The sequence below is a fragment of the Azospirillum sp. UENF 211521 genome (assembly GCF_058780535.1).
The window spans coordinates 143,198-164,534 of record NZ_JBSNCF010000004.1 but is presented as its reverse complement, the minus strand read 5'-3'; the positions used below and the strand labels follow the sequence as shown (position 1 = coordinate 164,534).

24 protein-coding genes and 1 other annotated feature are annotated in these 21,337 nt (G+C 64.0%); of the genes, 13 read left to right on the top strand and 11 right to left on the bottom strand.

All coding sequences use genetic code 11. From position 1 onward, the window contains the following. Positions 1–193 precede the first annotated feature (193 nt). The gene (locus tag ACWPN5_RS29115; RefSeq protein ID WP_492298935.1) at positions 194–898 is read left to right on the top strand and encodes a GntR family transcriptional regulator; all 705 of its coding nucleotides are present in this window, start codon (positions 194–196) and stop codon (positions 896–898) included. 50 nt (positions 899–948) lie between these two features. Here the strand turns inward: ACWPN5_RS29115 and ACWPN5_RS29110 are convergent, their stop codons facing one another. After that, a complete protein-coding gene (locus ACWPN5_RS29110; RefSeq protein ID WP_492298933.1) occupies positions 949–1,092 on the bottom strand; it encodes a hypothetical protein in 144 nt (47 codons plus the stop codon). Between the two features lie 168 nt (positions 1,093–1,260). On the opposite strand from ACWPN5_RS29110, the gene ACWPN5_RS29105 reads away from it, so the two are divergent. The 7 genes from ACWPN5_RS29105 (at position 1,261) to aac(6') (ending at position 6,195) form a co-directional block, all read left to right on the top strand. Then, complete coding sequence (locus ACWPN5_RS29105; protein ID WP_492298932.1) at positions 1,261–1,971, top strand: IS6 family transposase; 711 nt, start codon at positions 1,261–1,263, stop codon at positions 1,969–1,971. Between the two features lie 798 nt (positions 1,972–2,769). Beyond that, the gene (locus tag ACWPN5_RS29100; RefSeq protein WP_492298930.1) at positions 2,770–3,027 is read left to right on the top strand and encodes a BrnT family toxin; all 258 of its coding nucleotides are present in this window, start codon (positions 2,770–2,772) and stop codon (positions 3,025–3,027) included. Beyond that, positions 3,020–3,400, top strand: a complete 381-nt coding sequence (locus ACWPN5_RS29095; protein ID WP_407826107.1) for a helix-turn-helix domain-containing protein — start codon at positions 3,020–3,022, stop codon at positions 3,398–3,400. Before ACWPN5_RS29100 ends, ACWPN5_RS29095 begins: the two co-directional genes overlap by 8 nt. A 66-nt stretch (positions 3,401–3,466) precedes the next feature. Continuing rightward, positions 3,467–4,300 (top strand): aminoglycoside adenylyltransferase family protein, encoded by an 834-nt coding sequence (locus tag ACWPN5_RS29090; protein WP_492298928.1) that lies wholly within the window; start codon positions 3,467–3,469, stop codon positions 4,298–4,300. Between the two features lie 267 nt (positions 4,301–4,567). Then, positions 4,568–5,065: a GNAT family N-acetyltransferase gene (locus tag ACWPN5_RS29085; protein ID WP_492298926.1), complete on the top strand. Its 498-nt coding sequence runs from the start codon at positions 4,568–4,570 to the stop codon at positions 5,063–5,065. Between the two features lie 71 nt (positions 5,066–5,136). Next, a complete protein-coding gene (locus ACWPN5_RS29080) occupies positions 5,137–5,559 on the top strand; it encodes a hypothetical protein (RefSeq protein ID WP_492298924.1) in 423 nt (140 codons plus the stop codon). A 192-nt stretch (positions 5,560–5,751) separates the two neighbouring features. Further along, on the top strand, positions 5,752–6,195 hold the full coding sequence (gene aac(6'), locus ACWPN5_RS29075) for an aminoglycoside 6'-N-acetyltransferase (protein WP_492298923.1): 444 nt from the start codon (positions 5,752–5,754) through the stop codon (positions 6,193–6,195). Positions 6,196–6,295: 100 nt separating this feature from the next. Here aac(6') and ACWPN5_RS29070 read toward each other — a convergent pair whose 3' ends face one another. The 6 genes from ACWPN5_RS29070 to ACWPN5_RS29045 all read right to left on the bottom strand — a co-directional run bounded on the left by ACWPN5_RS29070 (position 6,296) and on the right by ACWPN5_RS29045 (position 10,772). Further along, entirely contained in the window at positions 6,296–6,832 is a 537-nt protein-coding gene (locus ACWPN5_RS29070; RefSeq protein WP_492298922.1) for a hypothetical protein, read from the bottom strand. Positions 6,833–7,050: 218 nt separating this feature from the next. Continuing rightward, a complete protein-coding gene (locus ACWPN5_RS29065) occupies positions 7,051–7,845 on the bottom strand; it encodes a tellurite resistance TerB family protein (protein ID WP_492298920.1) in 795 nt (264 codons plus the stop codon). A 255-nt stretch (positions 7,846–8,100) separates the two neighbouring features. Then, complete coding sequence (locus tag ACWPN5_RS29060; protein ID WP_492298918.1) at positions 8,101–8,325, bottom strand: hypothetical protein; 225 nt, start codon at positions 8,323–8,325, stop codon at positions 8,101–8,103. Between the two features lie 501 nt (positions 8,326–8,826). Next, positions 8,827–10,058, bottom strand: a protein-coding gene (locus tag ACWPN5_RS29055) for an IS3 family transposase (RefSeq protein ID WP_492295000.1) whose coding sequence is annotated in 2 segments (ribosomal slippage) — positions 8,827–9,767 and positions 9,767–10,058 — 1,233 coding nt in all. Because the reading frame shifts where the segments join, the coding sequence is not laid out codon by codon here. After that, positions 9,658–9,774, bottom strand: a sequence feature (AL1L pseudoknot). (Overlaps the previous gene by 117 nt.) Before the next feature lie 228 nt (positions 10,059–10,286). Then, positions 10,287–10,442, bottom strand: coding sequence for a hypothetical protein (locus ACWPN5_RS29050; protein WP_492298917.1), 156 nt, complete (start codon positions 10,440–10,442; stop codon positions 10,287–10,289). A 162-nt stretch (positions 10,443–10,604) separates the two neighbouring features. Next, the gene (locus tag ACWPN5_RS29045) at positions 10,605–10,772 is read right to left on the bottom strand and encodes a hypothetical protein (RefSeq protein ID WP_492298916.1); all 168 of its coding nucleotides are present in this window, start codon (positions 10,770–10,772) and stop codon (positions 10,605–10,607) included. Positions 10,773–11,462: 690 nt separating this feature from the next. Between ACWPN5_RS29045 and ACWPN5_RS29040 the strand changes: the two genes are divergently transcribed. The 3 genes from ACWPN5_RS29040 to ACWPN5_RS29030 all read left to right on the top strand — a co-directional run bounded on the left by ACWPN5_RS29040 (position 11,463) and on the right by ACWPN5_RS29030 (position 15,065). Continuing rightward, a complete protein-coding gene (locus ACWPN5_RS29040) occupies positions 11,463–13,556 on the top strand; it encodes a PAS domain-containing protein (protein WP_492298914.1) in 2,094 nt (697 codons plus the stop codon). After that, positions 13,534–14,658, top strand: coding sequence for an ATP-binding response regulator (locus tag ACWPN5_RS29035; protein WP_492298912.1), 1,125 nt, complete (start codon positions 13,534–13,536; stop codon positions 14,656–14,658). The genes ACWPN5_RS29040 and ACWPN5_RS29035 overlap by 23 nt, the downstream gene beginning before the upstream one ends. A gap of 107 nt (positions 14,659–14,765) precedes the next feature. Then, the gene (locus ACWPN5_RS29030; protein WP_492298910.1) at positions 14,766–15,065 is read left to right on the top strand and encodes an HD-GYP domain-containing protein; all 300 of its coding nucleotides are present in this window, start codon (positions 14,766–14,768) and stop codon (positions 15,063–15,065) included. Positions 15,066–15,110: 45 nt separating this feature from the next. Here the strand turns inward: ACWPN5_RS29030 and ACWPN5_RS29025 are convergent, their stop codons facing one another. After that, the gene (locus ACWPN5_RS29025) at positions 15,111–16,373 is read right to left on the bottom strand and encodes a sensor histidine kinase (protein WP_492298909.1); all 1,263 of its coding nucleotides are present in this window, start codon (positions 16,371–16,373) and stop codon (positions 15,111–15,113) included. Positions 16,374–16,613: 240 nt separating this feature from the next. On the opposite strand from ACWPN5_RS29025, the gene hmpA reads away from it, so the two are divergent. Next, the gene (hmpA, locus tag ACWPN5_RS29020; protein WP_492298908.1) at positions 16,614–17,840 is read left to right on the top strand and encodes an NO-inducible flavohemoprotein; all 1,227 of its coding nucleotides are present in this window, start codon (positions 16,614–16,616) and stop codon (positions 17,838–17,840) included. Positions 17,841–18,006: 166 nt separating this feature from the next. Next, entirely contained in the window at positions 18,007–18,231 is a 225-nt protein-coding gene (locus tag ACWPN5_RS29015; protein ID WP_247874577.1) for a hypothetical protein, read from the top strand. A gap of 75 nt (positions 18,232–18,306) precedes the next feature. Here the strand turns inward: ACWPN5_RS29015 and ACWPN5_RS29010 are convergent, their stop codons facing one another. The 3 genes from ACWPN5_RS29010 to ACWPN5_RS29000 form a co-directional block, all read right to left on the bottom strand. Beyond that, positions 18,307–18,585 (bottom strand): DUF6522 family protein, encoded by a 279-nt coding sequence (locus tag ACWPN5_RS29010; RefSeq protein WP_492298907.1) that lies wholly within the window; start codon positions 18,583–18,585, stop codon positions 18,307–18,309. Between the two features lie 138 nt (positions 18,586–18,723). Next, positions 18,724–19,398: a DUF4142 domain-containing protein gene (locus tag ACWPN5_RS29005; protein WP_492298905.1), complete on the bottom strand. Its 675-nt coding sequence runs from the start codon at positions 19,396–19,398 to the stop codon at positions 18,724–18,726. A gap of 23 nt (positions 19,399–19,421) precedes the next feature. Further along, positions 19,422–21,335 carry a nitric oxide reductase activation protein NorD gene (locus ACWPN5_RS29000; RefSeq protein WP_492298904.1) on the bottom strand — a complete coding sequence of 638 codons (1,914 nt, stop codon included), beginning with the start codon at positions 21,333–21,335 and terminating at the stop codon, positions 19,422–19,424. Positions 21,336–21,337 lie beyond the last annotated feature (2 nt).

Here is a 21,337-nt window from a genome sequence, read left to right as displayed (position 1 = left end):
TTATGGTTGGTGGGTCACGCAATGAGCGACGGCGGTTTCCTGTGCGCTTTTACGCGTTGAGAAACGCAATAAAACCTCTGCTGAATGAAGGGGCGCTCCGGCCTAATGTCTCCGCCACCTGTAGCCGTTCGGTCGACCAAAACAGAGTTTTGGCATACCATAACATTGACGTCGACCAGCGGGCGCTATACTGTTGACCGATCCCGATTTGCCAACGGATCATGCCATGCAGGCGGAAAAGCCAAGCCGCGTAACGGAAATGCGGCAGGTGCTCGAACAGGAAATTCTGGGCGGGATCATCGCGCCCGGCGAGCGCCTGGACGAACGAGCTTTGGCCGAACGGTTCGGCGTGTCACGGACGCCAGTGCGCGAGGTGCTGTCCCAGCTTGGCTCGAGCGGCCTGGTCACGATAAAGCCGGGAGCCGGCGCCTCCGTATTGCGGATGTCCGCCAAGCAACTCGTCGGCATGATGGAGGTTCTGGTCGAACTGGAATCCCTGGCCGCCAGCCTTGCCGCCCGCCGCATGGGAATCGCCGGGCGCAAGCGTCTTCTGGAAGTGCACGAGGCGAGCCGCGCCGCCGCCGAGGCCAGCGACATCGAGGCTTACGACAATCTCAATCGCGAACTGCATGAGTTGATTTATGCCGGAAGCCGGAACGAACATCTGGAGCATCAGGCGAAACTCATTCGCAGCCGCTTGCGCATCTACCGCCAGTATCCGTTCCAGCACACCGCACGCCCTTTGAAGTCCTACACGGAACACGATCTTTTCGTGAAAGCGATCCTGGAAGGGGATGGCGAGGCCGCGCGCCGGCACATGCACGACCACATGACCACGGGTGGAAGCATTTGGGTCGATATGGTGGTCTCCATGCCGCCAGTCGGTGACCATGAGTAGCGGCGTTCTCTTTTTTGAGGGGCTGTTTGTGGACGTCACGCGGGGGCTGCCTAAGTGACGAGCCGCTTCAGACGGCGTGAGAGGATTGAGATGAAGGCGATTTCCACGAACGCGACGAGGTGCTCCTTCGTCCGCTCGAAGATGGTGTTCAATCGGCGGTAGCGGGTGATCCAGCTGAAGGAGCGCTCCACCACCCAAGCGATCTCCGTGGGGATGAACAGCCCGTCACGGCCGCGGGCGACCGGCCGAACCGTGATGCCGAGGGCCGCGGCGGCTTGGGCCAGACGCCAGCGTGGTGCATGGCACCGTCAACTTGCTGACCACCCAGTTGCCGGGGCGGGCCGTGCGGGGTATGGGACGGCATGACGACGCGCCCCGATCCCCGCTACGCCGGCTACCGCTATCCCGCCGAGATCATTGCGACGGCGGTTTGGCTATACTTCCGCTTTCCGCTCAGCCTGCGGATGGTCGAGGAACTGCTGGCGGCGCGCGGCATCACCGTGAGCTACGAGACGGTGCGCCAGTGGGCTCGGAAGTTCGGCCCCGAGATCGCCACCCGGTTGCGCCGACGGGCGCCGCGTCGGGGCGACAAGTGGCACCTCGACGAGGTGGTCCTGACCATCGGCGGCCGCAAACATCACCTGTGGCAGGCCGTCGATCAGGACGGCTTCGTGCTCGACGTGCTGGTCCAGAGCCGGCGCGATACCAGGGCGGCCAAGCGTTTGCTGCGCAAGCTGCTGAAGAAGCAGGGCCGGGCGCCGCGGGTGCTGATCACCGACAAGCTGAAGGCCTACGCCGCCAAGCGGGCGATCATGCCGGGGGTGGAGCACCGCCAGCACAAGGGACTGAACAACCGGGTCGAGAATTCCCACCAACCCACTCGTCGGCGCGATCGGCAAAGAAAGCGCTTCAAAGACCCCGCCCAGGTCCAGCGTTTCCTCGCCATTCACGACCCGATCGCCAACCTGTTTCATCTCCGCCGCGACCACAGTTCCGTCACTGACTATCGGAAGGCCCGCGCCCAGGCGTGCCAGGTCTGGGCCGAAGTCGCCGGCGCACCACTGGCGGCGTAATCCGCAGACGGTTGCCGCCCGCCGCCCTCGCTCTGCCCGGCGTTCGACAAGTTGACGGTGCCCGGAGCGGCATTCGGTGACGCGGTAGCGCTCCACCCCGGACGACCGGTCGATGGCCGCCTCGACGAAGCTGATCGCCACGATCTGGTGGCAATGCGGCGGCGGGAACTTCTCCGCCGGCCAGTCCGCCGGAAGGATCTGGCGGTCCGGCATCGTCTCGATGTCGAGGCAGAGCAGCGTGTCGTGGTGCATGGGGCCTCCGGGGAGCGGCAGCCCCATGCTCCCCAAATGATCGGAGAAGCACAACGGACAAATGACCGTTCCGCGTCGCCGCGGGTTGGGCGCTGCATGGACAGCACATCGCGACGTTCACCAGCGGAGCGGTGCCGTCCGATTTTGCCGCCGAAGCCCCCGATGCGGCACTGCGTCGGTTGGGGCCGGGTCCGCGGTGCGGCCATTGCGGAATAATGGGCCGGGTTCGCATCGAACTCGACCGGACGGAGCCGCGTCAGCCGGCTCCGGATTCAAAACGCTGCCGTGTCAACGGGCACACCAATCGCGGCGCGGCGTGCCGTCCGCTGGCTGGGTCAACGCCGCATCGACCAGGATACGCTGCAGGCCGACGCCATCGATGAGCACAACGGCCTCGACCTCATCGGGGAGGCGCCATAGATTCCGTGGCGTTTGTGAAGCGAAAGGGCGACGTTGAGCCCTTGGTGCCGTACGGAGGTTCCGTATCTTTCCCCTTGCTTACAGTACGGAAATTCCGTACTGTAAGGACATCAACAGGGGGCCAGGATGTTCTGCTGGGACGACGCCAAGAACGGGACCAACATCGAGAAGCACGGGATCGGCTTCGCCGCTGCCGCGCTGCTGTTCGAGGGCCTGACCGTCGAAGTCCCCGACACCCGCCACGCCTACGGCGAGACGCGCATCAACGCCTTCGGCTACATCAACGGCCGCCTGTTCGTCGCCTGCTACACCCCGCGCTGCGGCTGGCGGCACCTGATTTCGATGCGCAAGGCCAACTCACGCGAGGTGAAACGCTATGGCTGACCACAAGCTGACCGACGCGCAGCGCGCCGCCGCCCTGGCGGCGGTGGACTGGGCGCGCATCGACGCGATGACCGACGCCGACATCGCCCGCCAGATCGCTGCCAACCCCGACGCGCCGGCGGACCTGTCCGACGCGCCGGCGGAGGCGCTGCGCGTGATCCACCCGCCCGGCGGCGTCTCGGTGCGCGGCATCCGCGCCAAGCTCAACCTATCGCAGCGGGCCTTCGCCGACCGCTTCGGCTTTCCGCTGGGCACGCTGCGCGACTGGGAGCAAGGCCGCTCCCAGCCCGACGCCGCCACGCGGACCCTGCTGTTCGTGATCGAGTCCGACCCCGAGCTGGTGGCCGCGGTGGTGGCGCGCCACGCCGCGTGACGCGAAACGTGGCCGTGTTCTGCGGCTGGAGCACATGTTGGGACTGCTGTCGCGAAAGGGCGCCAGATGGATGACATATTGACCACAAGGGCACCATCCCTCGCGCATGAACCACGATCGTGCGAGCAGGTAGCTGCCGCTACGGCGATTGTTCGAGACGTTCTCGGCGGCGTTGCCGTAGCCGCGTATCTCTACGGTTCGGCGGTTGCAGGAGGCCTGCGCCCCAATAGCGATCTCGATATCCTTGTCGTCAGTGATCGATCGCTGTCGGACGATGAGCGCGCTGCGATCATCCGTCGGCTTTTGCCGATTTCGGGAAGCGCAGCTGTCGGTGGGCCGGGCCGTCCAATCGAACTCACCGTCCTCGCCCGCCCGGCCCTCATCCCTTGGCGCTACCCTGGCGGCCTTGAGCTGCAGTATGGCGAATGGATGCGCGCCCAACTCGAGCGGGGTGATGTGCCCGAATGGCCATCCCCAGATCCCGACGTCGCCGTATTGATCGAGACAGCGCATTGCGGGGCAGTGCCGCTTTTCGGCCCACCCGTTACCGCTGTTCTCGATCCGGTGCCGCGCGCAGATCTTGTCAGAGCCATGGTGGATATGGTCCCGATCCTGATTCCGGGGATCGAAGAGGGGGACGACAGACGAAACGGGCTGCTGACCCTCGCGCGGATTTGGACGACACTCGCGTCCGGCGAGATCCGCCCGAAGGATCAAGCGGCCGATTGGGCACTCGCGCGTTTGCCTGAAGAACACCAGCGAGTTCTTGCGCACGCGCGAGCGGCGTATCTTGGCGAGGAGCGGGAGGACTGGAGTGATCTTGTGCTGCGGGTGCGGCCGCATGTCGACCAAGTCATCGCACAAATCCGGCCCCTGATGGCCGAGATGTCACCGAGCTGACTGATCAACGAGTGGAATGGGGCGGCCTCGCGCCCACCCAGGCGCTGTCGCGAAAGGGCGCGAACATGGCGATGCGGATAAGGAGCTTGGAAGTCAGGCAAGTTGGCGGCGGCGGGGCCGAAGTCCGCCAGGTCGAAGGGAAGATGGAAGGGTGTATTATGTGTCAGAACGACGCTTGAGGGAGTTGGTGCTGACATGCTCCCCTGAACCTCCTTCACCCTGAGTTAGAGTCCGTCGAGCAAATTGAACAATCATCGGAGCGAAACCGTGCAAATTCGTGCAGAACTTCCTGAAGAAGTGGATGAGATCCGAAGCCTGACAACCGCCGCATTCAGGGATATGCTTTACAGCAGTCAGACCGAAGCTGCGATTGTCGATGCCCTGAGGGACGCTGGCGCATTGACTATTTCGTTAGTTGCCGTCCAAGACAGTGGCGTCGTCGGTCATGTCGCCTTTTCCGCTGTTACAATCAGCGATGGGTCGAACGGATGGTATGGCCTGGGCCCAGTCTCCGTTCAACCGGATCAGCAACGGAAAGGCATCGGCCAAGCATTGATCCACAAAGGTTTGGAACTTCTCCAGCACATTGGGGCGCAAGGGTGCGTGGTGCTCGGAGACCCTGGCTATTACAGCCGGTTCGGGTTCAGGAGCGACCCTCGCCTACGGTACGCCGATGTCCCACCGGAGTACTTCCAGTGCTTGGGATTCACAGAAGATCTCCCAAGAGGCGAGGTTTCCTATCATCCCGGCTTCGGTGCGAGCTAAAGATTTCTTGGATCAGGGGCAGATGGAGGCTCGGGATTTCCCGCCCTGGTGCTGTCGCAAAAAGGCGCGTAATGATTGATTTTGTCGTCGGTGTTGCCAAACGTGTACGCTCAAAATTCCACCCGGCCCTTCCCGTATTTACAGCTTTAGCGCTGTCCGCTTGTGCAGAGCCGCCGCGAATGGCGACTGCAACTCTTATCCATCCCAGAGCGCCGTGGTTTCTAGTTGCGGATGAGCCGACCCTCATTGTTCTTCGGCTTAAGACCATGATCACCGCATGCCGGAAAGAGTTCTTGGATCAGGGGCCGATGGATGTTCAGGAGCTACCAGACGGTGCGAAAAATTTTGTCATCGACAGCACAATCCCCCTGAGAATCGGATACCTAATGATCCGCAATACGCCGCGTGGCAGCGAAGTCAACGTTGAAGGACAAAGGCTGAAAGCTGACTTCGCCCAACTCCGGCGCTGGGCAGAAGGTGACAAGGAGTGCTGAGTGCTATCGCGAAAGGGCGCAGAAAGGAGCGCTGGAGCGTGGCGGAGCTCACGGTCATGCCGCGTTCCCCCATCCCAGCCATTTTGCGCACTTTCGTGTAGCGAAACCCAATAGACATTGTACGCCTTGAAGGCCGTATCATCGCTTCGCAAATCACCCGACTGGATGATGGGCAAAGGAAGGGAGCGCCGGATGCGCATCGAGCGATGCACGCACGAAACGCTTGATGATTTGGTCGCGTTGCGGTGGGAACTCTGGCCGGAGGCGTCGATCGAGACCCACCGCACCGAAGCCGCTGATGACCTCAGTGTTCCGGATCGAGCGGTCGCTTTCATCGTTCGGAACGAGGGTGGGGTAGCTGTGGGCTTTGCAGAGGCCTCGTTGCGTCGGGACTATGTGAATGGATGCGAGACCTCACCTGTCGCGTTCCTGGAAGGGATCTACGTGCGGGCGGAACAGCGGAAATGCGGCATCGCCCGCCTGCTCATCCAGGCCGTCGAAGGTTGGGGGAAGGAGAAGGGCTGTTCGGAGTTCGCTTCCGACGCGGACATCGGGAATGATGTGTCCCGACGCATGCACGCCGCGCTCGGCTTTGAAGAGACGGAACGCGTCGTGTTCTTCCGCAAGTCGCTGTGACGAAGTGGCCGACCCGGGAACGCGAACAGCCGGGCCCCCTGGGACGAACCCAGCGGCCCCGGCGATGTCGGAGCGGTAAGGAACGATCACGGCGAGTCCCTCACTTCCGCAGCAGCTTATCCTTGGCCGCGCTGCCGGCGCTGGAGCCGACCCAATAGGACACCACCGCCGAGGCCATGGTGGTCAGGGCGCCGAGCATGATCGAGACGGTGGTTTCCTGCCCCGGCGGGATGGAATGGGTCAGGACGAGCTGGAGCACGTAGCCGAAGGCAACCAGCACGATCACCGAGACCACCGGGGCGTCCCAGGAGATGCGGCTGCCGGCCTTCGCCAGCTCGACGGTCTGCGCGCGGGCGTCGGCTCGGTCCTCGTTGTCCAGCCGGAGCAGCGCCACGACCTGATCGCCCTGCTGGCGGTACAGCTCGGCCAGCTTGGCGGGATCGTCCTGCACCGCGGCGACGGCGCGCTCGGCATCCGCCGGGGCGCTGATCGGCACGCCGGTCACGGCGGAGACGACGGACACCGCGGCCTCGCCGACCTTCTGGGCGGTCTCGCCGCCGCCGAGTGCGGCCTTGGCGACCTCGGGCAGCAGCACCGGGGCCAGGGCGGTGAGGATCGGGATGAGCAGTGGCAGCACGATGGGCGCCCCTCCTTCGGGCATGAAAAAAGCCGCCTCGGCGGGGCCGGGCGGCGGGGTGATTGTCAGGGTGGCGCGTCAGGCGCATCCTGTTCAGATGCGCAGGTCATCAGAGCTTGGCGTGCCCGAGCCCCAGTACCACAACGGGATCACATCGTGTTTTTGCTGACGGCCGATCTGTGTACTGGGGAGATCGATGGCCTGCGTCGGTCAGAACATCAGATCATCGAGTCGAGTTCGCGACGGCGCGCGTCGGTCAGGCCGAGACGAGAGGCAAGGTAGGCAAGATACTGGCGATCGACGTCGTTGCCGCCGCGCACCGCTAATTCGGAGGCAAGATAGACCTGCTCGGCTGTCTCAGGGTCGCGGACTTCACGGATGATTTCATCCATGGGTCGCGGCGTGCGCAACTCGGCTTCGACGATCCGACGGTCTTCCGGTTCGGCTTGGGCTGCGTCGAGGCTGTCGAGTATCCGCCGCTGCTCATTGATCGAGATGCGGCCATCGGCATTTGCCGCCGCGATCATGGCGCGGATCAACAGAAGCGCCCTTGCGTCACCGAGGTCAGGCTCCGGCGTGCCACTACGCAGAACGTTGGCCAGACGGTCGCCGAGGCCGCCGACGGCCCCTCCCGCCGCCGCGCCGCCCAGAACACCGCCCAGCGCCCCTCCGAGGCCGAATCGGTCGAGAATGCCACTCAAGCCCCCGCCGCCTACCGGTCCGCTCGGCTGGGCCGAAGGATGCCCGGCGGCGGTGGAGCGCTTCTGGTTGTCCTGATACGCCTTGTAAGCGAGGTAGGCGAGAGACGCGAGCCCCGCCTTCTGGAACAAGCCCATGCCACCAGCCGGCGCCTGCGGAACGCCGTAGCCATGGTGGTAATAGCCCTTCTTCTTCTTTTTGCCTTTCTTGCCAAGGACCAGAGGCAGCGCAGCGGCAAAGGCTGGTCCCCGGCCGGTGCGGCCGGCCAATCCATTGGCCAAGATGACACCGAGAACTTTGCTCAGGTTGCTCATGGTTCCCTTCTCTGCTGGGGCTGGGGATTCCTTTCCCCGCCGTGACCGGGTGCCGTAGAGATGGGAGCGTTTCCCGCCGGTGAAACCCGGTATGCCGTCAAAAGCGTGCCCTCAGCACCGGGGCCAGGGCAGAGATGATGGGGATGGGCAGTGGCAGCATGGGGATGCCCCTCCTTCGGGCACGAAAAAAGCCGCCTCGGCGGGGGCCGGGCGGCTGGGATGGGATACAAAGCTAATCGTTGAGCGAACGATCGCCTATTGCGCTCCATCTGGAAAATCATCGGGATCATGATCTGCATACACATACGCAGCAAACTCTTCATTGTTACCGAACAAAATGACAGAATTTACCTTTGCGATATTTTTGCCTCCTATATGGATATAGTCTCCTTGAAATGGAACGCGATCAGTCATTAATTCCATTTTTGCAGCATTTCCGAATCTTGAACCCTTAACAAACACTCGGACGAATGCAGACATAGCGTTCCTCCATTGCTTGATATCCAGAAGAATGACGCCAGAATGCTTCCATATATCAGTAGATTAGAGCGTGGAAATTAAGTAGGCAGCCAGAACCATTTCCCGATCAACCTATCCGCTAGAACAAGACGGCTCAGCCGCGACGGTCAGAGTACGGTCCACCTCAATCCAACTTGTCCGCCGGGATGTCCGGCATGTCCACCGTCTGGCCGGCGAGCGCGTGGGAGCCACCGGCATGATACAGAACTGATCTGTTTGCCCGGCTTATGAGAGCGGGCCCTGAACACGGGGCTATGCTTTCTGTAAAATCCGCTGCGCATACTGAGCGTTAACCGAGTGCGCTTTCTTCCAGGAACCATTGTGCACCCCCTTGGTTCTCCGAGAATGAATAGGACTGATCTGCTTTCCCCTGAGTTGACGGCCTTGAGCGTTGGTGCACAGACTTCTCTGTTGCGAGAGGAGTGAACCGCGCCGGGTTTCCCAGAGGCCGATTTGGTTGAGTCACGCCGCCATGGCGACGTCCTCGGTTTGAGCATAGTAGCGCGCTTCGGCCTCAGCGGGGGGAATGTTGCCGATGGGTTCGAGCAGACGCCGGTGGTTGAACCAGTCCACCCATTCCAGGGTGGCGAACTCGACGGCTTCCAGGGTGCGCCAGGGTCCGCGGCGGCGGATCACCTCGGTCTTGTAGAGGCCGTTGATGGTCTCGGCCAAGGCGTTGTCGTAGGAATCGCCGACGCTGCCCACGGAGGGCTCGACGCCGACGTCGGTGAGACGCTCGGTGTACTTGATGGCCACATATTGCGCCCCACGGTCGCTATGGTGGATGAGGCCGCTGCCCTTGGCCGGCCGGCGATCGTGGAGTGCCTGCTCCAGGGCATCCAGCACGAAGCCGGTGTGGGCGGTGCGCGACACCCGCCAGCCCACGATGCGGCGGGCAAACGTGTCGATGACGAAGGCCACGTAGACGAAGCCCTGCCATGTGGCAACGTACGTAAAATCAGCCACCCACAAGGCATTCGGGCGGGGCGCCTGGAACTGGCGGTTCACCCGGTCAAGCGGACAGGGAGTCGCCCGGTCGCTGAGCGTCGTCCGCACCGCCTTGCCGCGCGTAACGCCCCGCAGCCCCATGCGCCGCATCAGGCGAGCCACCGTGCAGCGTGCCACGTCGAGGCCCTCCCGCCGCAACTGCCGCCAGACTTTGCGTACCCCATAGACCTGGAAGTTCGCATCCCAGACCCGTCGGATAGCCACGCTCAGCTCCGCGTCGCTTCGCGAGCGGGCCGGCGCCTTGGCCGGATCGACCGTCCGGGCGGCATGGGCGTAGTAGGTGGACGGGGCGATCGGCAATACCTTGCAGATCGGCTCGACCCCGTGGACGGCGCGGTGCGCGTCGATGAAGGCGATCATTTCTTGAACGGGCGGTCGAGCTCCGCCTGGGCAAAATAGGCCGACGCCTTGCGCAGGATCTCGTTCGCCTGGCGCAGTTCCCGGTTCTCGCGCTCCAGCGCCTTGATCCGCTCCTGTTCGTCCGTCGTCGGCCCCGGCCGCTTGCCCTGGTCACGCTCGGCCTGCCGGACCCAGCCGCGCAGTGTCTCCGCCGTGCAGCCGATCTTCGCCGCGATCGAACTGATCGCCGCCCACTGCGAGGCGTGATCCCCCGCGTGCTCGAACACCATCCGCACCGCGCGTTCGCGGACTTCAGGAGCGTATTTGCGTGATGCCGCTTTCGTCATGATGACCCCAGTCTCTCAAGAAACGGGGCCTCTGGGAAACCCGGCGCGGTTCACCCAGGCCTTCACTGCCTGGGTTGAGGTCGCCGCTGGCCGCTTGATCCCCCGATCTATCGGCATCCGTGGCCGAACTGCGCCAGCCATCATGGTCGGTGCCATCGGCGGTGTTTGCGTTCTGACGAGGGCAACCACCATCCCTCCTGACGTTGCCACCTCGAAGGCGGACACAATTTACTGAGTAAAGAATAGCCACGCTACCGTGCCGACTGAAGCCAGCGCGGCGAGCACCGCGCCGCTTCGCGTCATGACACCCTGGCGATACAGCAGCACAACCATGCCGATCAGCAGTGGAGAGACGATCAGCAGTCCGCTTTGGGCTTCATTCATTGGCACTGTCGCTTCCGTCGGATCCGTTGGTGGTTCGCGCGCGATATGAATGCTGCGAGCGTGGAGAACGGGTAGCCTTGATCGTCGTCAAAAGCAGCTGGACTTCATCGGATTCGGTCGCACATCGTATAGTGGGCACGCGGGACCGTGGTATCGGCGCCTTCAGGTGATCGCGCCGAACAGGTCCTCGATGAAGGCCGACGGGGCCGGAATGTTGTTGATGGGAGCGGCGGCGACCTGCCCGTAACGGACCATGGCGACGATCTGTTCGCCGGCGATGGTTTGCCGAGCGGTGTGGTAGCTCTTGAGTCCGAGTCCTGGCCGGACCACCGCTTGGTGCCCATGGTCTGATCATACGACGCTCTTTCGCGGGAACCACCCGATGCGCCGGAGTTGAATGGGCGCCTTCACAGGCAGCTCCTCATGACGAGCGGTTCGCGGCAGGGCGATGACCAACCTTGCAGCTCAAGAGGTAGCAATCATGAGGTCATTCATCTGAAAACGCGAATCACGCTGAATCGTTCGCCATCGCCCCGGTTATCTTGCGCAAAATTTGTTCAATATTGCTTTTACGAGGCTCGGCACGATGGTCGATTATCCGCCAAGCATAGCGCTCGATGGGTGCCGGACCGCTTACTTATGCCTCCGTCAGGCTCAGTATGCATGCACCGACGAGGCTGCTCAAAAAGAAGGCATTCTGTGTTTTTCATCTATGGCGAAGAATTACGCCGAGATGGTAGTGCGCCATGGAAATATAATCCAGCGCTGGAAAGCAAAACAATTGCTCAAAAAAGTTCTGCGAGCTTGCGGTAGTGAAGGTTGATTTCCACAGAGAGGCGTTCTTCCGGACGGAGTGTGGGAAAGAAGTTGAAGTGGCTTTTTTAACAGCACTGACAGCTCTGCCTCAAGGCATATGTCGATATCTATCCTTTAGGATGGTGGTGTTTTTATCTGATCACATACCGGCGTATTTTTGTATAATGCTCCAAGGAAGAAAAGGGCGGCCCTTGGAGACAGGAATTGCTGAAGTCCTTACAGAAGCGAGCGCCTCGTAAAAAAGCCAACCGCCTGCTGTCATTCCTCCTGCTCATCGCTGCTCCGTTGCTGGCGTTCGAGCTCTTTCCGATCATGCAGCTTCATACGGCCCGTGAGGCCGAGCTTCGACAGGATGCCAGCCACTTTCTCGACCTTGTGGACGCGGAACAAAGACGGATCATACAGGACATCCATCACATCCTGTTCGCTCTTACCGAAGCGGGGGTGGGGCGTATGGACGCCACGGCCTGCCAGGGGGTCATGTCCCGGATCAGGGCCAAGTATCCGAGCTACATGGCAATGGAAATTTCCGACGCGAACGGTGCCGTATGGTGCTCGACAGACTCCAAGACGGTGGGGCGGGTGATTGCAGGTCGGCTCCTCCAGGATGCGGCGAGCACCGATGGCATCGTCACAGGCCAGTCCATGCGATCGCCGATCACGGGACAAACCGCCATTCCCTTCGCCCGTGCCCATCGCCGGGAGGATGGAGGTTACCATGGAGTGATTGCGGCACTTCTCGACACCGCTTGGCTGCGGGAGTCCCTCACGCAGGAATCTTTGCCGGACAACACCTGTCTCCTTGTCGCCGACCGTGACGGAACGGTTCTCGCAACCATCCCTGACGCACCGGAACTGGCCGGCCGCTTGTTGCCGGAACCGTTCGGTCCTTTGTTGCGCGAGGCGACCAAAGGTGTGGTTGAATTGGCGGGGATGGACGGTCGGCCACGGGTGTTTGCCTATTCACCAGCAACGTCGGGTGCCCGGGGCCTGTATCTGCACGTCGGGCTCGACAAAGCGACGGCGATGCGTCCCATCCACACCGCAACCTTCTGGACCGTGGCCATCTTTCTTGGGCTGCTCCTGACCACGGGCCTCGGCGCCCTGTGGGGTATACGCCGCTTCCTGAGAGTGCGCGAAGAGGCCCAACACTCCGCCCGCAAAGTCAGCGTGTTGCTGGCCAACACCGTGGATGGCGTCATCGAGTTCGATCGGGACTGGCGATTCCTCGAACTCAACGACATGGCCAGGACTCTGGTCGCTCAAGGCCGCGACCTGCTCGGCATGCGGCTGTGGGACGCCTTTCCCGAACTCGCCGAAGGCCAGTTGGCGGATGAGTTGCACAGGTCCATGACCGAACGGGTTCCGGTGGACGTCGAATTCCGCGGTCCGCAGACCGGCCGCTGGTTCTGGCTCCGAGCGTTTCCCACCCCGAGGGGCCTGACCGTCCATCTTTTGGACATTTCCCGACGGACGATGGCCGAAGAGGAGCTTCGGGCAAGCAACGAACGCCTCAGCTTGGCCCTGCAGTCGGCTCAGGCCGGCAGTTTCGACTGGGATTTGCGCACCGGGCGCGGGCACTGGTCGGAGGGCAGTTATCGCCTGTTCGGCTTGGACCCGGAGAGCGATGCTCCCTGCTTGGAATCCTGGCTTCGTACAGTGAGACCGGACGATGTCGAAGCCGTCACTGCCGCGGCTCAGGCGCAGCTCTTCAGCGAACGGAAGCCCTATCTCGCACTGGAATACCGCATCATGCTCCCGGATGGGGCGGTCCGATGGGTATTATCCACCGGGCGCGTCCATTACGACACGGACGGCACGCCGTTGCGCATGAGCGGCCTGAACATCGACATCACCGAGCGCAAGTCCGTGGCAACGGCCTTGCAGCGGAGCGAGAGGAATCTCGCCATTGCCTTGAACGCCGCAAACGCTGGTCTGTGGGATCTCGATCTCCGCACTGGCGTCGTGACTTGGTCGGACGGCATGTACCGTCTGTTGGGCGTCGATCCGACGACCTTCCACCCCAGTGAACCCGCGTTCTATGACCTGGTTGTTGCGGACGATCACCCGGTGTTGCGGCAGGCCGTGCAGGACGTGCTCGAAGGCAGGCGGCCGGATTACCAGGCGGAGTTTCGCATCTCGCATCCGGAAAAGGGGGTCTGCTGGTTACTGGGAGTGGGACGGGCGGAACATGATGGCAGCGGTCGTCCAGTCCGCCTGAGCGGCATGAACATGGACGTCACCGACCGTCGGGCGATGGAGCAGGCTCTGCGGGATGCCAAGAACTCTGGCCGATGAAGCCAACCAGTCCAAGTCCAGATTCCTGGCCGCCGCCAGCCACGATTTGCGGCAACCGCTCCAGTCGGCTTTGCTGTTCGCCGGCGTTTTGCAGTCTCATGTCCGCGAGGACCGGAGCCGCCGGTCGCTGATGGCCTTGGAGCGTGCCTTGGACACGTTGAAGGCTCTGCTTGACAGCCTGCTCGACGTTTCTCGCTTGGATGTCGGAACGATTGTGCCTCAGGTCCGTGACATGCCGCTTGCGTCGTTGCTGGATGAGATGCGAGCCGCTTATTCACCGATCGCGGCGAGCAAGGGTCTGGAACTCCATGTCACCGACCCCGGACCAGCTCTGGCGGTGCGAAGCGATCCGGTGCTGCTCGGTCGCATATTGCGCAATCTGGTCGAGAATGCTTTGCGCTACACCCCTGAAGGCTATGTGCGGGTCGTCTGCGACATCGCTCCCGACCGCGTAAGCATCCAGGTTCACGACAGTGGAATCGGCATATCCGCCGAGCAGATGGGTCGGGTGTTCGAAGAGTTCCATCAGGTCAACAACCCGGAACGCGACCGGAGCCAAGGGTTGGGCCTGGGGCTGGCCATCGTACAGCGGCTCTCCCAACTGCTTGATCACCCGGTGACCGTGCGCTCCGAACCGGGGCGTGGATCGACCTTTGCGGTCGACGTCCCCCTTGCGGGTGCCACGGGGACAAGTCCACCCCGGCCCAAGCCGGTTGTAATGGCCGACGGGCAAAGGCGTTTGGCTGTTCTGATCGATGACGACGTGATCGTGCTCTCCGGGTTGCGGACATTGTTCATGGAGTGGGGCTACGAGGTCGTCATCGCCGGGTCCGCGGCGCAGGCTCTCGAAGGTCTGCGAGACATGCCGCGTGCGCCGGACCTCGTCGTCGCGGATTACCGACTGCGTGGAGGCGAAGTCGGAACGGACGCCGTTGCCTTCATCCGCGCACAGGCTGGCCATCCGATACCCAGCATCATTCTGACCGGGGATATGGGGTCGGATAGCGAACGCCACGCCACGGACCTCGGTGTGGCATTCCTCCGCAAACCCGTTGCCTCCAATCAACTCCTTGCCGCCGTGCAGGAGCTTCTCGGCAGCTGACCCGCCCTCATCGCTGAGTTGGTTCGGTCCGCACCGGGTTCGGCAAAGGCCATCCTGCTCGTATCATGCCGTTGTGGAAACGCCTTCGCTTTGAGCACGGCAAGGGCATGCCCATCAATCATGCCGCCAAGCGCGTCCTAGGAATATCCCAACGGCCTTTCCGCGTGGCCATTCTACTGGAAGCGCGCATTGTCGCGGTCGCCGACGTGTTCGACGCGCTCACGTCGGAACGTCCCTACAAGGGAGCGTGGACGAACGAGGCCGCGGCGGCTTTCCTTTGGGAGCAGGCGGCCCGGAAGTTCGATCCGGACTGCGTCGCAGCTCTCCTTGCAAACATGAGCGCCATCGCGGCCATCCAGCAGCATTTCTGCGATACCTCCTCGAGCGGGTTCGTGGCTGGCCGCTGACGCTGGTCACGGTGCCCCCTCGGGCAAGGGCTCTCGCTCGCCCGCCTATGGACGTGCGACAGAACCAGCCACTGGCAAGGCGACGCTGATCGTTGTGCCCACCCCTGGGCGGGATTCCACCGTGATCGGATAGCCGAGGTGATCCGCCAGCGTCTTCACGATGAACAGGCCAAGGCCCAGGCCAACGACCTCATCTCCGGCTTCGATGCGGTAGAACTCTTCGAAAATGTCGGCCAGGGAATTCTCCGGGATGCCACGGCCGGTGTCGCAGACGTCGACCCACACCCTGTCGTCGTCGGTGCGGCACACGATCCGGATTTCCCCGTGGTCGGTGTATTTGATGGCGTTGTCGATGAGGTTGTGGAGGATTCGCGACGCAAGCAGCCGGTCCGTGCGCACCGTCATCCGGCGGCCGCACCCTTCTATACGCCAGTCGAGCCCCTTGGCTTCGGCGGCCAGTTGGAACGTCGCCGTGGCGTGTGTCATCAGGTCGTCCAATGGGACGTCTTCGATCCGGACGGCGATCGTGCCGTCGTCCATGCCCACCAAGTCCTGCACGCCATCCATCAGTCGCTTCACAACGCCCAGGCAGTGCTTCATCGTCGACACGTAGATTTCCCCGCGGGGTGTGACCCGGGACGACAGGGCGTGGGTGGCAAGGGTCAGGGCATGGACCGGTTGGCGCAAGTCATGGTTCAACGTCGCAAGGAGCCGGGTGCGCGCCGTGTTGGCCCGCGCCAGTTCCTTGGCCTGCGTCCGTGCGGCTTCGGCCGCCTCCTGCAACGATTCAAGCAGGCGGACGTTGGACAGCGCCAGGGCCGCCGATCGGGCGATCGCCAACAGGAGGGTGACGGTGCCCGTGTCGGGCGTGTGCCGCGCTGCCCAGTACGCACCGATGGCGGCGATGGGCTCTGGCGCGCCGACCGGCACCATGACGAGGCTGCGCACGAAGGTGGGGCGATAGGCTTCGTGTGGAATGCGCGAATCGGCGTAGATGTCCGGAATGATCGCCGGTTGCCCGGTCAGCATGGCCCAGCCCGAGATGCACGTGCCCATGGGAAACCGCTGGCCCTTCCACAGCGGGCTGATCGCGTTCTCCTCAACGTAATGGCACAGGTCGCCATCGCGCAGCACGATGGTGACGCCGTCGGCGCCGGTCAGGCGGCGCGCGGCCGTCCGGAGGATGGAGATCACGGCCGGCAGGTCATGGGCAAAGAACAGGCGTTCGTTGAGATCGACGAGCGCCGTCAGATGGTCGGCGTCGCGCAGGACGGACGGTTGCAGGGCATCGGTGTCGGCAGCGGGCATCAGCCACGGTTCCCAGGCGGTTCGTCACGCCAACAGTCCTTGGCGTGAAGAAGCGGACGAGCGCTTCGTAGACCGAAATATAGCGCATGGAAGCCGCTTCCGCAGTAGGAACTACAGCGCCATCGGCTGCCGATGCCTGCGCGATCACAACCTATGGAGGTCGGCCCGGTTCCGGAGAAACCGCCGGAACCGGTTGAATTGGCGGAGGGTTGAATCGCCATGGCAGCACGGAGACAATTCATGGCGGAGGCTCTCAGCAACCGAACCATCGACATCGTCAAGGCCACGGTTCCCGCCCTGGAGAAAGGCGGCACCGCGGTCACCGACCGCATGTATCAGCGATTGTTCCGCACCCCGGAAATCCGCGACCTGTTCAATCAATCCCATCATGGCGAGACCGGGTCGCAGTCCAAGGCGCTGACGGCGGCGATCATCGCCTATGGCCGCAACATCGACAACCTGGGTGTGCTGGCCTCGCGGGTGGAGCGGATCACGCAGAAGCATGTCGGGCTGAACATCCTGCCCGAACATTACCCCTATGTCGCCGATGCCCTGCTGGGCGCAATCAAGGACGTGCTGGGCGACGCCGCGACCGACGAGGTGCTCGACGCCTGGGGCGAGGCCTATTGGTTTCTGGCGGACGTGCTCAAAGCGCGGGAGGCCAGCGTCTACGCCGGGCTCGCCGCGGCGCCGGGCGGATGGAACGGCTGGCGCGACTTCACGGTGGAGAGCGTGACGCCGGAGAGCGACATCATCCGCTCCTTCATCCTGGTTCCGGCAGACGGGCGCGGTGTGATCCGCCACCGCCCCGGTCAGTATCTGACCTTTGCGCTGGATGTGCCGGGAGCCGGTGTGCTGAAGCGCAACTATTCCATCTCCTCCGCTCCGGATTCCCGGTCCTACCGCATCAGCGTCAAGCGGGAGGAGGGCTCGGGCAGGCCGGCGGGGCTGGCATCCAACTGGCTGCACGATCACGCCAAGCCGGGCACGGTGCTGAAGGTGGCGCCCCCGGCCGGCGAATTCTTCCTCGACGAGGCTTCCGCCGGGCCGGTCGTGCTGCTGAGCGGTGGGGTGGGGTTGACCCCGATGATGAGCATGCTGGAGACCATTGCCGGTTCCGGCGATGGCCGGCCGACCTGGTACATCCATGGCGCCGAAAACGGCCGCGTTCACGCGATGCGCGATCATTCCCGGGCACTGGCCGCTCAGGCTCGCAACATCACGCTGCGCACCTATTACAACGCCCCTGACCCGGCCGACGTTCAGGGGCGCGACTACGATGAGCGAGGTTTCATCAGCATGGATTGGATCGTGGCCAACACCCCGACGCAGGAGGCGGCCTACTATCTGTGTGGCCCTCGACCGTTCCTGCGCGCTATGGTCGGCGGCCTCGCCGGCCGGGGCGTGCCATTGGGCAGCATCCATTACGAGTTCTTTGGCCCAGCGGACGAACTGCTTGCCGTATGAGGTTTCAGGGCGTGCGCCGATTCAGTTCAGGGGGACCGTCAAGGGCGCGGCGCATGCTGCCTTCCAATTGCCACCATGCGCCTTTGCTCTGCAGGGAGTCACTGTAATGCCTCGAAATCCACGGCGCTCCGCTTTCTTGCAGAAGCATAATCTGGTGTCATTCCTATTGACCCATCTGGCGATTGGGGTCGTGGCCGGCGTTGTCGTTTGCCTCGGCCTTCTCGCGCTGGATGTCGCCAGTCTCCGTACACTGCTCCTTGGCTCCGACTACTGGCTGATCGGTTTCATCCTGCTCTTCGGCTCGGTTTGCGGAACGTTCGGCGGTGTGGCGATGGCTGTCGCCGTGATGAATCTGGGCGACTGGTCCGATCACCCGGATCGGGATTACTGACCCGCCCCGGCATCGTCAGGGGACGCCCACCGTGAAGCCGACGGCCAGCGGGTCTCTTCGGCATCCACCTCAACCTCATGCAACATGAAGTGCATGGCCCTGCGCGTCCAGAACCAGCACTGATTGCCGTGCCCGGTAGCGGAAGGTCACCCGCCTCCGACCATGGTCCACACCCGTTCCCTGTTCATGAACCTGATGGACCATGCCCTTCTTCAGTTCTTCCATGAAGGCGCCCGGTTCGAGGCCGAGGAGCGACCCCACGATCGCAGCGTCAAACACGAGATCTCCAGCTCCGTCCCCCTCGGCAACCTGGGTTCCGAGCAGCGCCGCCGGCTGTGGTTGCGTCTCCGTCATGTCCGCCTCGCTTGTCCTTGGAATGATGACCGGAGGGGATCATGACGTGAGGCGTTGTCGCCGTCTTTGCCCAGGGGCAAACGCACGAAAACTGCCCGGTCACCGGAGGCGCACCGTTCGCTATGGCGGCCGCCGGCCTCAACGGGCCTTGGTCGGATCGCCATACTGGACCGGCTGGCCCGTGGCCGGAGCGCTGATCCCGAAGCGGCCGGCCATCTGCCGCAGGGCGTCGCGGTCCTTCTGGATGGACACCAGACTGGTGATCGCGAAGGTGGCAAGCTCGCGGTCCGGCGTGTTCGACGCCTCGGTCTGGTAGAGGTCGACGATGCGGTCATGAATGCGAAGCTGCGCCTCAATGTAGCCCTTGGCGAAGGCGTCGCCCGACGCCCCGGACAGCGCCTTGACGGCGTCCTGCGTCATGCCCTCCTGGGCGTTCGCCGGGTTGGTCACCGCCCCGGCGGCACCGAAGGCGTCGGCGCGCTCCGGCTTCAACTGGTCGGCCGGCGGCAGGGGGCGGGCCGACGAGAGCCGCTTCAGGGACTCACCCAAGGTGGCGTGGGTTTCCGCGATTCCTTTGGCCAGGTTCTTGAACGCGTCGTCCGCCCCCTTCTCCGCCGCGAGACGCCCGAGTTCCGCCTGCCCTTGGCTGGCCGCGGCCGCCTCCTTGAGGAAAAGCGCATCCTCGACGGGCAGGGACTGTCCCGGCTGCGGCGGCAGGCGGGGCGTGGTGTCCGGCCGGATGTTGACCTGCGCCCACGGTGAGCCGGACACCAGGACGGCTCCGAGGATGGCGGCAAGGATGATCCTGAGCATGATGCCTCCTGTTTCTTGAGCGTTCAGCCGGTCAGCTGGCGGTAGATGGCGGGCAGCGCCGCGGGCAGGCGGGCGGCGTGCGGGAAGATGGCGTAGGCGCCGGGGCCGAAGATGTAGGGCAGGTAATCGCGCCCCTTCTCGTCCACCGTGACGCCGAACAGCCGCAGTCCGGCGCGGCGCGCCTCCTGCACCGCCACGCGCGTGTCCTCGATGGCGTAGCGGCCCTCGTAATGGTCCGTGTCGTTCGGTTTGCCGTCCGTCAGCACCAGAAGCAGCCGGTGTGTGTGCGGGCGGTCCTTGAGAAGGGCCGTCGCGTGGCGCAGCGCCGCTCCCATGCGTGTGTAGCTGCCCGGCTTGAGCGCCTGGATGCGGCGCACGACGCGGGCGTCCAACCGCTCCTCGAAGTCCTTCACGGTGCGCATGTCCACCCGGTGGCGCCGGTGCGAGGTGAAGGTGAGGATGGCGTGCTCGTCGCCGCAGGCGGTCAGCCCGTGCGTCAACGCCAGCAGAGCCTCCTTCTCGACGTCGAGCACGCGCCGGTCCTCGATGCAGCTGTCGGTGGACAGCGAGACGTCGACCAGCACGCACACCGACAGGTCGCGGGCGACGTTGCGCACCGCCGTGTAGACCCGATCCGAGCCGATGCCGCCCGCGCGCCGGTCGGCGACCGAGCGGACCAGAGCCGACAGGTCGAGTTCATCACCGTCGGGCTGCCCGGTCATCACCTGGCGGCGTGGCCGCATCGCCTCGAACTGGCGGCGGACCAAGCTGATGCGGCGCAGCGTGTTGTCGTCGGGCCGCCACTCCTCCCCCTCCAGCGCGGCCGGCTCGGCGATCACGCGGCAATGGTCGGGATGATAGAGACGGCGTTTCCTGTCCCACTCGGGATAGGTGATTTCCGCCCGCAATGGCGCGACGTCGGCGTCCTCGGAGGCCAGATCGAGGTCGAGCTTGAGCTTGGTCGCCGCCTTGCGCTCGTGCTGACCCACCGAGATCTCGTCCAGGTCCTCCGCGGCCTTGCGCGCGCTTTCCTCGTCGTCGTCCTCAACCTTGCGATTGAGATTGACCATCTCCGCCAGCCCGAGAATCTTCTCGAAGCGGTTCAGCATCAGCGGGTCGTCGCGCCGGGTCTGGTCGTTGTCGCGGCGCTTGGCCCTGCGGCGCTTGCCGTCCCCTTCGGCCCCGGCGCCGCCCTCCTCATCGCTCTCGGGCGAAGCGGCGCCCTCCGGTGGTGCGGACACCTCGCCCCACAGCGGCACCGGCAGGAAGGGCCGATAGCCGGAGGCGGCGCGGAAGCGGTCGAGCGGGACCGTCGCGTCGGTGACCGCGGCCAGCAGGTCCGGATCGGCTGGGCCGCCGCTGCCGATGAGCGTTCCGACGAGTGCCTCGACGGCGGCCTCCTGTCCGGGCAGCCGCCGTTTGGGCCGGGCCGCGCGCATGGCTTGGCAGAGCCGGACGTGCAGCGGGCGCAGACCCGGCCATTCATCGAGCGCCCGTTGCGTGGCCCGACGGGCCGAACGCAGGCGGACGAGGTCGGCCTGCAGCGGGTCGTCGGGCATCGCCGGAGGCGGTTCGGCCTGGACGAAAAAAATGGCGAGCCATTCGTAGAGCGCCGCGTTGTCCTCGCGGGAGGGGAAGACATCGACGCGGTCGGGAAGCTGGAGGGTGACGCCGTCGTAGCGGGCGCGTTCCAGCTTTTCCGTCCCGAGACCGAGACGCTGCTTCAGGCCGAGACGATGCCCGGACGTTTCGGCGGAGGTGCCGGCGATGCGCACGGCGCCGGGGCCGCCGAGTGCCCGGAACAGCACGCCGAGGCGCGCGCGCATCTCGTCGAGGCGGACCGCAGCCTGGGGATGACGCGGGTAGGACGCGGCGTCACCGACCAAACGGTGCCACAGGGCTCCGACGAACTCCTCGGGTTCCCAAATCGAGGCCATGC